Here is a 14,284-nt window from a genome sequence, read left to right on the forward strand (position 1 = left end):
AACCCGATTGGCCCGGCGGCCGGCCTTCGTACGATCATCGTCGGATGTTTCGGGTGTTGTTCTTTTCGCCGCGCATCGCACCCAACACCGGCAATGCGATCAGGATGGTGGCGGGCACCGGGTGCGAGCTGCACCTGGTCGAGCCGTTGGGCTTCGACCTTTCCGAGCCCAAGCTGCGCCGCGCCGGCCTCGACTACCACGACCTGGCATCGGTGACCGTGCACGCCGATCTGGCGGCCGCGTGGCGGGTATTGATGCCGGCCCGGGTTTACGCGTTCACCGCGCACGCGTCGACCTCATTCGCGGACATCGCCTACCAACCGGGCGACGTTTTGATGTTCGGCCCGGAACCCACCGGCCTGGACGCGCACACTCTGGCCGACCCGAATATCACCGCACAGGTGCGTATTCCGATGCTCGACGGCAGACGGTCATTGAATCTGTCGAATGCCGCGGCAGTTGCCGCTTATGAGGCGTGGCGTCAACACGGGTTCGCCGGCGGGGTCTAGTTACGCCTCGGGCGTGGGCCGCCCCGCGGCCCACGCCCGAATCTCACAGAGAGTTCATACACCGGCTTCACAATTACATCGGGGGCAACAGCCGTCTCAGTGCTCCCCGAGTCACCAGCTGTCCCAGTGCGAGAACTGCTCGGCCGGAAGACGCTTGGCCTTCTTGAAGTCGGTGCCCACGGTGTAGGCGATCGGGAACAGGCCCGCCTGGGAGTACCGATCGAACGGGATCCCCAATAGTTCGGCGGCCTGCTTCTCCCCTTCCCCGAGCAGGTGCAGGGTCGTCCAGGCCGACCCCAGGCCCCGGGAGCGCAGCGCCAGCATGAAGCTCCACACCGCGGGCAGCAGCGAACCCCAGAAGGACGCGCTCATCCCGGCGGGCGCACCGTCGGGACGCCCCTCAAGGCACGGCACCATCAGCACCGGCGCCTTCTCGAAGTTGTCGGCCAGGTAGCGGGCCGAGCTCATCACCGCGCCGATCTGCTCATCGCGGATGTCCCCGCGCTCCGGCTTCGGTTGGTCGAGATACGGGTTGGCGTTGGCCCGGTAAATGTCGGCCAGCGCCTTCTTCTTTGCCGGATCCTCCACGAAAACCCATTGCCAGCCTTGTGCATTCGACCCTGTGGGGGCCTGTAGGGCCAGGTCGAGACACTCCATGATCACCTCTCGCGACACCGGCTTTGAGAAGTCGAGCCGTTTGCGCACCGAGCGGGTGGTGGTGAGGAGCTCGTCGACGGTCAGGTTCAGGGCTGGTTCGGCTGTCATGTCCGCGAGACTACCGCGCCACCCAACAGAGAAGCTCCCCAGCAGTTTGCTGGGGAGCTTCAATCATCGTGCGCCGCAGTAGAACTCAGCTAACCGATGAACGTTGCGCGCCGACGCCGCCGAGGCGCCGGCGCACGGGCCGATCAGCCGGCGTTCTCCGAGACCACCACGGGCTCCCAGCCGTTGACCTGGGAATCGTCGGCCGAGGCGTAGTCGACCGGGTTGGGCACGGCGTGGATACCGTGATCGTCGCCGGGCAACCCGCCGAGCGCGGCAATGGTGTCGCGGATCTTCTGCGCCTCGGCATCGGTCGGCGTTGCGCCGGCTTCGAGCTCGTCGAGCAGGCCGTCGCGCAGCCCGGCGCCGTTGGCGACTTCCTGGGCCGACAGCTTGGCGTGGACACGCGTGACGTAGATCTGCTGCCCCAGAGAGGATCCCGGCGCCGCAGCGGCGTGCGCCATCAGGGAGTCGTACCGCTGACGGACTCCGCTGAGCGCCACGATGACCGCGGGCGAAGGACGGTCGCTGCTGGCCGCCTCGGTCAGGGAAGCCCGCAGCTTGCGCAGGCCGGACAGGACGACGTCGGCGCGCTTGTGGAACTTCTTGTCCTCGGGGAACGGCAGTGCGTCGATGGCGGCCGAGTACATGTGCATCGCCGCTTCCGACAGACTGACGATGACCGCCGAATCACCTTCCAGTGTCGCTTTTTGTCCCATGAGGCCTCAATTCTCCAGCGAGTGCAATAGATACATGGTGAACGGCCGACTGCTCGGTCTGATGGTCCGATTCGCCGCCGCTCGCGGTTGAGTTCGGGATGACACTAGCGGTTTCGACGCGGTCCGTCATCGCTAGGGGCACTTGAAGAATCGCGAAAAACAGGGTATGCGAATGCCGATGCCACCGGCCGGTAGCATCCGCCGCCGAGGATGGCCTTACTCTGAACGCCGCACGGTGGCAGGCTTGGCCGACGGGAGGTCGACATGGCCGGACTAACTGAATCGACTAGGGTCGCTGAGCCTTCAGGGGGTGCCCCGTTGGATTACAGCGAGATCGGCGAAACAACCGAGCCCATGCGGGTGGCTGCAGTGCATCCAGACCGGATCCCCGACGCCACGTCGATCGACACCAAAGCCGGCATGACCAAGGTCAGCATCGGCTGGCTGGTGTGCGCCGCCCTGGTCGGCCTGGCCATCGTCGGATACTTGGTGTTCGGCCCGGGAGAGTCGGGAAGCAAGGCCGAGTGGTTCTTCGGTGCCGTCGTCTTCGTCGTCGTGATGGTGACGATGTGGCTGATCCTCACCATCCAGCGTCAGGCCCGTTACGACCGCGCCCAAGCCGACGAACGGCTACGCCGCGAGCTGGCGGCCGCCGACGAACGGTCGGCGCTCGAAATCGCCTTGAACCAGAAATGGCATCGGGCCCAGATGGAGTCCCAGCAGAAACTGCACCACGCCGAGCTGGTGGCTCAGCAGGAACTGGCCCGGATCGAGCGCAACAACCTGCTCGAACAACTGCAGAAGCAAGCCATGATCGAGATGTCGCGGGCGGTCGGCGCGCACACCCGGATGCTCGCGACACTGTGGAACGAAGCTGCGACGCAATTGCGCAACCCGGACCGTGCCGAGCGCGAAGCCGCGATGAACGCGCTCTTCGAACAGATCAGCCAGGTGGTGAACGACGTCTCGGTGGAGCTGGACAACGCCCACCTGCTCAGCCAGGACGACCGCCTGCAGGACGCGCTGAACCGGGTCAACGATGCGGTGCTGATGGCGATCCAGGTCGCCGAGGACGTGCACTCCGACGTGGTCGAGGGGCGCACTCCCGAACCGAACCCGATCCCGGCGGTCCAGCGGCTGCTGCAGGAGCGGGCCACTGCGGCGAGGCGACTGGCATGGTCGTTGTTGCGAAACGGGCTCACGGAAAGCACGCAGAGCACCGAGGATCAGGGCGACAGCGTCTGACCTGACTGCAACGACCGCCGGGCGTGGTCGATCAAACGAGCGGCACTGGCAGTCGGTTTCCTGGCGTTGTTCCACACCAACGCGAGAGTCCCGCGTAGATTCCGGCCGGAGATCGGCATGACATGCAGCCTGTGGCCGCGGGCCCGCGCGTACGGCTCCGGCACCAGCGCGACGCCCAGTCCCCCACTGGCCAGTTCGGCAAGCACGTTGGGATCACTCGCCTCGATACCTACCTGAGGTTCAAGCCCGACGGCGCTGAAGGCGGCGTCGATGGTGCTACGGGTACCGATCATCGACGAAAACGTGATCAGCGGATGGCCACTCAGCTCCTCGAGAGACACGCTCGTGTACTCCGACAACGGATGGTCCGGACTCACCGCCGCGACAATCGACTCGTCCGCGACCACTTGCAGCCGAAGGTCCGCGGGCACCGTCGCGGGCGGCGAAATGATCGCCATGTCATGGCGTCCGTCGAGCAAACCGTTGACGAGATCGTCGGTGTTGGCCTCAAGCAGAGCGATTTCGACCATCGGATGTTCGCGGTGAAACTCCGCGAGCATGTCGACCAGATCGAAGGCGAGCGACGACGATGCCGCGAGGCCGACGCTGACATGCCCACGCAACGCGGCGCTGTACTCATCGGCAACTTGCTTGGCATCGGTCACAGCGGCCAGCGCGGCCCGGGCGTGGGTCATCAGGGCGGTGCCGACCTTGGTGAGCCGCACCGGTGATCGCGACCTGTCGAACAGCCGCTGACCGAGTTCGCGTTCCAGCAGCAGGATTTGAGCACTCACCCCAGACTGCGCGATGTGCATTCGTGCGGCCGCCTTGGTGAAGCTGCCCTCTTCTGCGACGGCCACAAAGTATTCCAGCTGCCGCAGCTCCATAACTAAAAATGATAGCAGTCAGCACATTTCGATGTTGGACGACAAGAAGTGCCATGAAGCATGGTTGTCCCAGGTGCGCAAAAGCGCGCCTGAATGGTTTCGCCTTATGCAGGAGGCACATATGACGGGACGGATGAAAGTAACCATTTTCGGAAGTCTCGCCGTGATGGTTCTGGCCGCGGCGGCTATCGGTTCGTGGTTTGTCATCGACGCTCCCGACAGCCGGGCCACTCCGGAGCCGGTCGCGCTCACCCTGGAGGTGAAGAACGACCAGGTGGCCAAGCACGACTTCGGCAAGCCCGGCATGGATGTCGGTGACATGGATATCTTCTCCGACATCCTTTCGGTGAACGGCAAACAGGTCGGATACGACGGTGGCGCGTGCTTTTTCACCAATGTGACACCGGATGAACCGATGACCTATTGCGAACTGACGATTCAGCTCGACGAGGGTCAGATTTTCGCTCGCAGCCTGACTCCGCACACCCTTGCGCCTTTCACCATGGCAATTACCGGCGGAACCGGAGAGTACGCCGAAGCCAGGGGCGAGCTGACCGTATCCGGTGTTGCGACTCCCGATGAGAAATACGAACTGAAACTGAGGAAATGACGATGACGGATGCGGCGTTCAGTCGTCGAAGCCTCTTGATCGGCAGCGGACTGGCCCTCGCCGCGGCGTCGGTGGGTTGTTCCGGCCCGCGAGCGGAAGGGCTGGCCGGTCTCCGCTCAGCGGTGCGCGGGCGGGTGCTGTTGAGCGGCGATCCCGGCTTCGACGCCGCCCGGGCGCCGTGGAATCTGGCGGTCGATCAGTCGGTACAGGCGGTGGTCGACGTTGCCGACGTCGACGACGCGGCGGCCCTGATCCGCTTCGCGCGAAAGGTCGGTGTGCCGATAGCGGTACAGCCCAACGGGCACGGCGCCTCGAATGCGATGGCCGGCACGATCCTGGCCCGCACAGCCGCACTGAACTCGACCCACGTGGACACCGCCACCCGTACCGCCCGGGTCGGTCCGGGTGTGTCCTGGGCCGAGGTGCAGGCACTCGCCGGCCCCGCGGGCCTGACCGGGGTGGCCGGTAGCGCACCCGTTGTCGGTGTCACCGGGTACCTGCTCGGCGGCGGCCTCAGCTGGTTCGGCCGAAAGTACGGATGGGCGGCCGACAGCGTGAGCGCTTTCGAAGTCATCACCGCCGACGCGGAACGTCTGACCGTGACCGGCACCAGCGAACCTGACTTGTTCTGGGCTCTGCGCGGCGGCGGCGGTGACTACGCATTCGTCACCTCGATCGAATTCGCCCTCAAACCAGCACCATCCGTGTACGGCGGCACCATGACCTGGCCGGCGAGCCACACAGCGGCCGTCATTTCGGCGTTTCGTCAGGTCGCCACGTCAGCGCCCGACCAGCTGACGACCTGGTGCAGTCTGACCCGGTTCCCGGGCGCTCCCCCACTCGTACGCATCGACCTGACCTACCTCGGGACGGCGGAGGCGGTGGCACCTCTGCTACAACCGTTCGACCGCATCGAGGGAAAGCTTTCGGATACCCGGACAGTGCTTCCGGTCGCCGAGATCGGAGGCATCACCGATGAACCCACGGAGCCGGCACCCTCACGGCAAGAGGCCACCCTCGTCGACGACTTGACCGACCAATTCGTCGATGCGCTGGTCACGCAGCCGATCGAACCACTGATGACCGTTCAGATCCGCCACCTCGGCGGAGCGCTGCAACGGCCGTCGGATAGTGCCGCGGGACCGGTCGCAGCTCCTTACCTCGTCAGTTTCCTTGGTATGCAGCCGGACTCGACCAGCGAGGCCGCCCTGAAAAGACCGGACCAACGCGTTACTCGACACGCTGGCACCGGTCAACACCGCCAAGGTCCCGTTCAACTTCCTCACGCCGGAACAAAGCGCGGCCGACGCCTTCGACGCAGGCACGCTCGCCCGGCTGCGGGAGGTCAAACACCACCGAGATCCCGACGGGGTATTTCGCAGCAACCACCCCGTCTGGTAAGTGCGACAGCTCCGTGACACCTGCGCTGTCTCACAGAGCTCAACGGAAGTCGCGTGACCGGGAACCGACCCTCAGCTGGACCGGGCCCATCCGGTCGGCGATCACGGTGACCGCACCGCTGGCGTTCTGCACGATGCCGCGGACCACCAGCGCCGGCGCGGTCTGGGCCAGCTTGCGGTAGCGCGCCCACACCCCCGGCGCGCACAGCACGTTGACCATCCCGGTCTCGTCTTCCAGGTTCATGAAGGTCACCCCCTGCGCGGTGGCCGGCCGCTGCCGGTGAGTTACCGCCCCGGCAACCAGGATCCGGGTTCCGTCGACGACATCCAGCAACTTGTCCGCGGGAATCACTCCCAGCGCGTCGAGGTCGGCTCGCAGGTACTGGGTGGGATAGCTGTCCGGCGAGACGCCGGTGGCCCACACGTCGGCCGCCGACAGTTCCAGAGCGCTCATCCCCGGCAAGGCCGGGACATGCGACGAGGTCCCCACCCCGGGCAACCGGTCCGGTCGCTCGGTGGCCGCCGCGCCGGCGGCCCACAGGGCCTCGCGCCGGCTGATCCCGAAACACCCCAGCGCCCCGGCGGTGGCCAGCGCCTCGGTCTGCGGCACCGACAGCTGTACCCGGTTGGTCAGGTCGATCAGGGTGGTGAACGGCCCGTTGGCATTTCGTTCGTCGATCAACCGCTGGGCCAGCTCGTCACCGATGTGGCGGACGCTGCCCAACCCCAGCCGCACCTCCATACCGGCGTTCTCCAGCGTCGCGTACGCCAAGGACGCGTTGACGTCGGGGCCGTGCACCACCACCCCGTGTCGCCGCGCGTCGGCGACCAGGGACTGCGGGGAATAGAACCCCATCGGCTGGGCCCGCAGCAGGGCCGCGCAGAACGCCGCCGGATGGTGCAGTTTGAACCACGACGAATAGAAGACCAGTGACGCGAAGCTCAGCGAATGACTTTCCGGGAAGCCGAAATTGGCGAACGCCTCCAGCTTCTCGTAGATCCGCTCGGCCACCTCGCCGGTGATGCCGTGGAGGTCTCGCATGCCGTCGTAGAACCGGCTGCGCAGCCGCCGCATCTTGTCGGTGGAGCGCTTGGAACCCATCGCCCGGCGCAACTGATCGGCCTCGGCCGGGCTGAAACCCGCACAATCGACCGCCAATTGCATGAGCTGCTCCTGGAACAGCGGTACCCCCAGAGTCTTTTTCAGCGCGGCTTTCATCGAGGGATGCTCGTAGGTGACTTCCTCCAACCCGTTGCGGCGCTTGATGTAGGGGTGCACCGAGCCACCCTGGATCGGGCCGGGACGGATCAGCGCCACCTCGACCACCAGGTCGTAGAACTTGCGCGGCTTGAGCCGGGGCAGAGTGGCCATCTGCGCGCGCGATTCCACCTGGAACACCCCGACAGAGTCGGCTTTCTGCAGCATCTCGTAGACCGCCGACTCGGACAGGTCCAGCTTGGCCAGGTCGACGGTGAGGCCCTTGTGCTCGGCCAGCAGGTCGATCGCGTAGTGCAACGCCGAGAGCATTCCGAGGCCCAGTAGGTCGAACTTCACCAAACCTATTGCCGCACAGTCATCTTTGTCCCACTGCAACACGCTGCGGTTGGCCATGCGCGCCCACTCCACCGGGCACACGTCGGCGATCGGACGGTCGCAGATCACCATGCCGCCCGAATGGATGCCGAGGTGCCGGGGCAGGTTGGCGATCTGGGTGGCCAACTCGATCACCGGTTGCGGGATGTCTTCCGCCTCCGGCGAGTCCGGACGTCCGTTCCACCGGCTGAGCTGCTTGCTCCAGGCATCCTGCTGCCCCTGGGAAAATCCCAGCGCCCGGGCCATATCGCGGACCGCACTGCGCCCGCGGTAGGTGATGACGTTGGCGACCTGGGCGGCGTAGTCCCGGCCGTAGCGTTCATAGACGTACTGAATGACGTTCTCGCGCAAGTCCGATTCGATGTCGATGTCGATGTCGGGTGGTCCGTCACGCGCCGGGGACAGAAAACGTTCGAACAGCAGCTCGTTGGCGATCGGGTCGACGTTGGTGACCTTCAGCGCATAGCAGACCGCCGAGTTGGCCGCCGAGCCCCGGCCCTGGCACAGGATGTTGTTCTCCCGGCAGAACCGGGTGATGTCATGTACCACAAGAAAATAGCCAGGAAACTTCAACTGCTCGATGATGCGCAGCTCGTGCTCGATCTGCGCGTAGGCCTTGGTTGCGCTTTCGACGGGACCGTACCGTTCGGCCGCACCCGCCATGACCAGATGCCGCAGCCAGCTGTCTTCGGTATGCCCGGCCGGGACGTCGAACGGCGGCAACTGCGGGGCGATGAGCGCCAGCCCGAAGGCGCACTGCTCACCGAGTTCCGCTGCGGCCGTCACGATCTCGGCACCGAACCGCCGTGCCATCTCCTCCCCCGAGCGCAGATGAGACCCACCGAGGGGAGCCAGCCAGCCCGCCGCGGTGTCCATCGAGTTGCGGGCCCGGATCGCGGCCATCGCCATGGCCAGCCGACCCCGGTCAGGGGTCGCGAAGTGCGCACCGGTGGTGGCCACCAGCGGCAGTCCGAACCGCCGGGCCAACCCGGCCAGCACGGCATTGCGTTCGTCGTCACACGGATGGCCGTGATGGGTGAGCTCGACGCTGACCCGGCCGGCCCCGAAGCGGTCCACCAGATCAGCCAGTGCGGCAGCTGCCGCCTCCGGACCGCCTTCCGAGAGCGCTTGGCGGACATGGCCTTTACGACATCCCGTGAGGATGTGCCAGTGCCCGCCGGCAGCCTCGGTGAGGCCGTCGAAATCGTACCGGGGTTTGCCCTTCTCACCACCGGCCAGGTGCGCCTTGGCGATCTCGCGGGACAACCGCCGATAGCCCTCCGGCCCGCGGGCCAGCACGAGCAGATGCGGGCCGGGCGGATCGGGGTCTTCGGTGCGGGGAACGTTGCCCAACGACAGTTCGGCACCGAACACCGTGGCCATGTCCAACTCCCGGGCCGCCTCGGCGAATCGGACCACGCCATAGAGCCCGTCATGATCGGTCAGCGCGACCGCCCGCAGGTTCAGCCGCGCCGCCTCCTCTACCAATTCCTCCGGCGTACTCGCGCCGTCGAGAAAGCTGTACGCCGAATGCGCGTGCAGCTCGGCATACGGCACCGAGGTTCGCGGCCGGTCAAGCTCCGGCGGCTGATAGCTACCGCGCTTACGTGACCAGGCCGGGCTGTCGCCGCCGTCACCCGCGGGCTCCAAGGGCAGGCCGGAACGGCGCGGCTTGCCGGTAAGCACCCGCTCCATCTCCGACCAGCTCGGCGGCCCGTTGTGCCAACCCACCAGATCAGTGTATCGAACGCATGTTCGAAATTCCCAAATGTTCGCGCGGTTCCACACTGCGCCATTAGCCAGTGGCAGTAATATTCGCGAATGGCGTCGCAGCTTGAGAGGCAACGGGCCAAGGTACTCGGCACGGTCTTCGATCCGCACGCCAACGCACTCAACGTCTGGCGGCTCATCTTCGCCTCGATGGTGATCATGCAGCACTCGTGGCCGCTTACGGGCCGCCGGATGAGTGGCCCCTTCACCCAGTTGCTCACTGAAGTGTGGGTCGACGGCTTCTTCGTGATCTCGGGATACCTGATCACTTCGAGTTGGATGCGGCGGCCCAGCTGCGTGAATATTTGGCGGCGCGGTTGCTGCGGATTTTTCCGGGCCTGTGGGTCTGCGTCTTCGTCGTCGCGTTCGTCATCGCGCCCATCGGCGTGCTCGTACAGCATGGGGAACCGCTGGCGTTCTCGTCACAGCTCTCCTGGGCACTCAACAACGGCCTGCTGAACGTCTTTCACGGCGACATCGACGGCACGCCCTTGGGAGTGCCATGGCCCGGGGTCTGGGACGGACCGCTGTGGACGTTGATCTTCGAGCTGATCTGCTACGCCGCGGTCGCCGTGCTGGGCGTGGCCGGGCTGATGAGCAAGCGCTGGACCATCCCGACGGCGTTCGTCATCTCGCTGATCGGCGCTGCCGCGGTGGGTTACCCCGTGCTCGCGGTCGAGACGATTCCACAGATGGTGACCCGTTTCGCGTTGACGTTCAGCGCCGGTGCCCTGCTCTATCAGTTCCGCGACAGGCTCCCCGCGAACTGGCCGTTGGTCGCGCTGTGCGTACTCCTGGTCGTGGCCGCCGGCCTGCTGCCGAACTACCGTGTTTTCGCCGCACTGCCATTGGCGTACGCGGTCGTCGTGTCCGGCGCGTTGCTGAAACGGTTTCGGCCACAACTGCGCAACGACATCTCGTACGGCATCTACATCTACGGCTGGCCGGTCCAACAACTGCTGGCGATGATCGGGCTGACCTGGTTGCCACCCGGGGTGTTCTTTGTCGTCGCGACCGCGCTCACCATTCCACTGGCGGCAGCGAGTTGGTTCCTCGTCGAGAAGCACGCCATGAAACTCAAGCGGCGGGTACAGACGGAAGAACAGGCTCGGCCGGGTACGTCCATGCGCTGGGTGCCCAGCACCGCCAACAGCCGCATCGCCTCCTCGGCCGGCGAACCCGGCTCCGGCGTGTAGATACCTCGTGATGCCGATCACGCCGCCACCCCCTACGATGCCCGTGGGCTGGGGATCGGCTGTGAGAGGACAAGTAATGGCGTCGACGTCACCGTCAACCAAGTACATCGGCTATGTCGGTGGTGTCGCAGTAGCGGCAGGAGTCGGGGCGGCGATCGCCGTGGCCGGTCAGGGCACCGCCCACGCCGATTCGACCGACGGCTCTGCCACAGGGTCGACCAGCAGCACCTCACAGCACGTCAAAGCCGGGCCCAAGCGCGCTGAGGCCAAGCGGCCCAAGCCGTTGTCCACCGTAAAGGACAGCGTCAAGGAAGCCGTCGACAAGCAGGCCGCCAAGATCGAGAAAACGGCCGCCCGCGTCACCAAGACCGTTCAGGCTGCCAAGCCCGCCAGGCCGGTAGCGGTCAAGCCCAAGCCGAAGCCCAGCGCCGAGGAGTTCGAGGCCGGCGAGGTCGCCAAGCTCAAGGACCTGTTCAACCCCAAGCAGGCCGCCGCGCCCAAGCCAAAGGCCGAGAGCGAGGCCGTCGCGCAGCCGGAGAGCAAGACCTTGGCCACACCGAAGATTGGTGCGGTACAGACCCAGGCCGACAGTCCGAGCGGTGATACGGCGTGGAACCCCAACCCGTTCCGGTCCGATGATCCGGCGCCGACGGACTTCCCCGATCCGATCATGGAGCTCCGTCAGGCGCTGCTCGACGCTTCCCCCGATCCGCTCGCCCCCTTTGTGCGGGAAGCCACCGAGCAGATCTACCGGGGCAGCCAGATCGTGCCGTGGGTCAACGCGGTGATCCCCGTCAGCAAGATTCTGCCCAAGCTGGCCCCGGCACTGGGCGATGACGACGCCGCCCGCGATGCCCGACAGACCATTGTCATGGAGCTCATCAAGACCACTCCGCCCGGCTCGGCGGTGTACTACGGCTACGACATCATCGCCGACTTGATCAATCTGGAAGACCCGGCTGCCCGCGTCAAGCAGCAATTCATCGGAGGGGCGTGGGACCTGCTCGACCCGTTCGAGTTGGCCCACAACCGGCCGGACAGATCCGGCACCGGCGACGCGGCCGGATAGCCCGCGCGTCTACTCCACGAGCGACGGGGTGTCGTAGCGCAGCGTCTCGCCCTGGAAGAAGGCCGGATTCACCGACCGCCAGACGAGCATGAGCACGGCACCGAGCAGCAGCACGCCGAAGCCGATGAAGAACACCAGGCCGATGCCGCCGATCGCCGCACCGCTGGCGTTGTCCGGGTTCATGCTCTCGCCGATGGAGATGACGAACACCGCCGCCAACACGATTCCGCCGAGGAGTGGAAACAGGAATTTGAACACCAGGTTGTGGGCGTTGGTGAACAACTCACGGCGGAAATACCAGACACATGCGAACGCTGTGATGCCGTAGTACCAGCAGATCATGATGCCAAGGGCGGCAATGGTATCCAGCAGGGCGCTCTCTGACAGCAGGCTCACCACCGTGTAGAAAACGCCGGTGATCACGCCCGCGGTGATGGTCGCGAAGCTCGGCACCAGGTAGCGCGGACTGACCTCGGCGAAGCGTGACGGGAAGGCTTTGTAGGCCCCCATCGCGAGCATCGCCCGTGCGGCAGGAAGGAATGTGGTCTGCAGGCTGGCCACCGACGAGGCCAGTATCGCCAGGAACAGCAAGGGGCCGGCCCACGTTCCCAGCACCGGATCCGCCAGCGCGGCGAACACGTTCTCGGCATTGTCCGGGTTGCCCAGCCCGAGATCGGTTTCCCCGACACCGGCATACATCATGACCGCGACCGCGATCAGCAGATACGTCGCGAGGATGGACAGCACGCACAGCAGCCCGGCCCGGCCCGGCACCTTCGTCGGGTCCTTCGATTCCTCCCCCAGCGTCAGGCAGGTGTCCCAGCCCCAGAACGCGAAGATCGATCCCGTGACACCAACTACGAAGGCGCTCAAGGCGAGCCCGCTGAACGGGTTGAACCAGTCCAGGTCGAACGACAACCCGGCCGGCGCGTCACCGCGCCCCACCCGGACGAAGGCCATGACCGCGAATGCGAGCAGCACCACCATCTGGAAACCGACCAGTACGTACTGCACCCGCTCACTGGTGGTGATGCCTCTACTGGCGATGGCGGTCGCAATGGCCAAAAACACCAGTGTGGTGACGATGTTGATGGCCTTGTTGTCGGCGAGCTCGGCGATCGAGGGCTCGTTGGCGATCCGGGCGATGAACAGATAGAAGAACTCGACGGCGATGGCGGCGAGATTGGACAGCACGATGATGGACGCAACCACCATGCCCCAGCCGCACATCCATCCGACGTACGGGCCAAATGCCTTGGTGGACCAGGTGAACGACGCACCGCAGTCAGGCGCGCGCGAGTTCAGTTCGCGATAGGCGTAGGCGGTCAGGAACATCGGGATGAACCCGGCGATGAAGATCGCGGGCATCTTCAGACCGACCGCCGCGACGATCAGGCCGATGCTGGCGGTCAGCGTGTATCCGGGTGCCACACACGAGATCCCGAGGATCGCCCCAGACAACGTGCCGACCTTGCCTGCGGCCAGCCCCTTGGACACCAACCCCGCTGAGTGTTCGGCCTCCTCGAGCTTGCGGTGGGACTCGTGTTCCGATGCGGACTCGCTCATGACTTGTCCTCGCCGTCTTTCAGTTCGTCGCGAGGCACAACCACCATGGGTACGTCCAACACCCGCAACATCTTCGCTGCCGTGGAACCGAGGAAGATCCGGCGCGGCGCGGAGAGCCGGCTGGATCCGACCATGATGATGTCGCCGTCATCCCAAGCCAACTGCTCGACGGCCGCTTCGACGGTTGGACCGTTCACAATGGTGGACGTCACCGGAAAATCAGCCGGCAGTTCGTCTCTGGCCGCATCCAGGGTCCGTTCGGCATGCGCGCGCGCACGCCCCCGCACCGCCTCGGCGTCGCCACGCAGCGAGCCGAAGGCAGGGTCCAGCGCCACCAGCGACACCAGCCGAAGCGGCACACCCGCGGCCCGGCTGGCCCGTACCGCGGTGTCGAGCAACAAATCCGAGCCCTGCCGTTGACCGATGGCGCACGTGATCTCATGCACCCGCTGAACTTTGGAGAAGCGTGTCCCGCGCGGCGCCACCGCAACCGGCAGCGGCGCGGAGTGCAGCAACTCGTTGACCACCGAGCCCAGCGAGAAACTGCCGGCCAGTCCCCCGCCCGCACCGCCCACCACGATCGCGCTCGTGTGCAACCGCAGCGCTTCGCGGATCAGGCCGTCGGTGAACGACTCGTCAAAGCTGAGATGTGTGTGTGCCACAACATCGTCGGGCACCAGGGCCCGCGCATCGTCCAGCCAGCGCTGCGCCTGCCCGGCGACGACGTCTTCGTAGCCACCGCCTTTGGGCACGGTGCCCGGTGGCGCGGTGTCGGGCGGCAGCACGATGCAGATGTTGATCTCGGCATCCAGAGTCCGGGCGAACCGGACTGCCAAGGCCAACGCATCGGCCCCTCCGGGGGTGGCCAGATATCCAACGACCAGGTTCGTCCGCGTCATCTGCCACCACCCATCCCGCACCGCGCCGTGCGACGTAGTGGCTCGATCCTGTCAACCC

Annotated in this window: 11 protein-coding genes and 1 pseudogene; 6 read left to right on the forward strand and 6 right to left on the reverse strand. The window is 65.7% G+C overall.

Translation table 11 applies throughout. From position 1 onward, the window contains the following. The first annotated feature begins 44 nt into the window (after positions 1 to 44). Positions 45 to 509: a tRNA (cytidine(34)-2'-O)-methyltransferase gene (locus K6L26_RS24335; protein WP_221851795.1), complete on the forward strand. Its 465-nt coding sequence runs from the start codon at positions 45 to 47 to the stop codon at positions 507 to 509. A 111-nt stretch (positions 510 to 620) separates the two neighbouring features. Here the strand turns inward: K6L26_RS24335 and K6L26_RS24340 are convergent, their stop codons facing one another. Continuing rightward, positions 621 to 1,274 carry a nitroreductase family protein gene (locus K6L26_RS24340; RefSeq protein WP_019346512.1) on the reverse strand — a complete coding sequence of 218 codons (654 nt, stop codon included), beginning with the start codon at positions 1,272 to 1,274 and terminating at the stop codon, positions 621 to 623. Positions 1,275 to 1,417: 143 nt separating this feature from the next. Beyond that, entirely contained in the window at positions 1,418 to 1,990 is a 573-nt protein-coding gene (locus K6L26_RS24345; protein WP_019346511.1) for a hypothetical protein, read from the reverse strand. Between the two features lie 318 nt (positions 1,991 to 2,308). Here K6L26_RS24345 and K6L26_RS24350 point away from each other — a divergent pair, with 318 nt between their 5' ends. Beyond that, positions 2,309 to 3,235 carry a hypothetical protein gene (locus K6L26_RS24350; RefSeq protein ID WP_221851796.1) on the forward strand — a complete coding sequence of 309 codons (927 nt, stop codon included), beginning with the start codon at positions 2,309 to 2,311 and terminating at the stop codon, positions 3,233 to 3,235. Here the strand turns inward: K6L26_RS24350 and K6L26_RS24355 are convergent. Then, the gene (locus tag K6L26_RS24355; protein ID WP_221851798.1) at positions 3,217 to 4,122 is read right to left on the reverse strand and encodes a LysR family transcriptional regulator; all 906 of its coding nucleotides are present in this window, start codon (positions 4,120 to 4,122) and stop codon (positions 3,217 to 3,219) included. The genes K6L26_RS24350 and K6L26_RS24355 overlap by 19 nt on opposite strands. A 34-nt stretch (positions 4,123 to 4,156) precedes the next feature. Between K6L26_RS24355 and K6L26_RS24360 the strand changes: the two genes are divergently transcribed. Together K6L26_RS24360 and K6L26_RS32085 are read left to right on the forward strand one after the other, a co-directional pair. Then, entirely contained in the window at positions 4,157 to 4,732 is a 576-nt protein-coding gene (locus K6L26_RS24360) for an allene oxide cyclase barrel-like domain-containing protein (protein ID WP_145977811.1), read from the forward strand. Continuing rightward, positions 4,729 to 6,150 carry an FAD-binding oxidoreductase gene (locus K6L26_RS32085; RefSeq protein WP_435405347.1) on the forward strand — a complete coding sequence of 474 codons (1,422 nt, stop codon included), beginning with the start codon at positions 4,729 to 4,731 and terminating at the stop codon, positions 6,148 to 6,150. The genes K6L26_RS24360 and K6L26_RS32085 overlap by 4 nt, the downstream gene beginning before the upstream one ends. 22 nt (positions 6,151 to 6,172) lie before the next feature. Here K6L26_RS32085 and K6L26_RS24370 read toward each other — a convergent pair whose 3' ends face one another. Next, positions 6,173 to 9,457 (reverse strand): error-prone DNA polymerase, encoded by a 3,285-nt coding sequence (locus K6L26_RS24370; protein WP_221851800.1) that lies wholly within the window; start codon positions 9,455 to 9,457, stop codon positions 6,173 to 6,175. A gap of 90 nt (positions 9,458 to 9,547) precedes the next feature. Here K6L26_RS24370 and K6L26_RS24375 point away from each other — a divergent pair. Together K6L26_RS24375 and K6L26_RS24380 are read left to right on the forward strand one after the other, a co-directional pair. Then, a pseudogene (locus K6L26_RS24375) lies at positions 9,548 to 10,692 on the forward strand (acyltransferase family protein). Positions 10,693 to 10,768: 76 nt separating this feature from the next. Beyond that, a complete protein-coding gene (locus tag K6L26_RS24380; RefSeq protein ID WP_221851802.1) occupies positions 10,769 to 11,761 on the forward strand; it encodes a hypothetical protein in 993 nt (330 codons plus the stop codon). A 9-nt stretch (positions 11,762 to 11,770) separates the two neighbouring features. Here K6L26_RS24380 and K6L26_RS24385 read toward each other — a convergent pair whose 3' ends face one another. Then, the gene (locus K6L26_RS24385; RefSeq protein WP_221851804.1) at positions 11,771 to 13,327 is read right to left on the reverse strand and encodes an APC family permease; all 1,557 of its coding nucleotides are present in this window, start codon (positions 13,325 to 13,327) and stop codon (positions 11,771 to 11,773) included. Next, a complete protein-coding gene (locus tag K6L26_RS24390) occupies positions 13,324 to 14,226 on the reverse strand; it encodes a universal stress protein (protein ID WP_221851806.1) in 903 nt (300 codons plus the stop codon). Before K6L26_RS24390 ends, K6L26_RS24385 begins: the two co-directional genes overlap by 4 nt. Between the last annotated feature and the right edge of the window lie 58 nt (positions 14,227 to 14,284).

It is taken from the genome of Mycobacterium farcinogenes (assembly GCF_019739075.1).
GTDB classification, from domain to species: domain Bacteria; phylum Actinomycetota; class Actinomycetes; order Mycobacteriales; family Mycobacteriaceae; genus Mycobacterium; species Mycobacterium senegalense.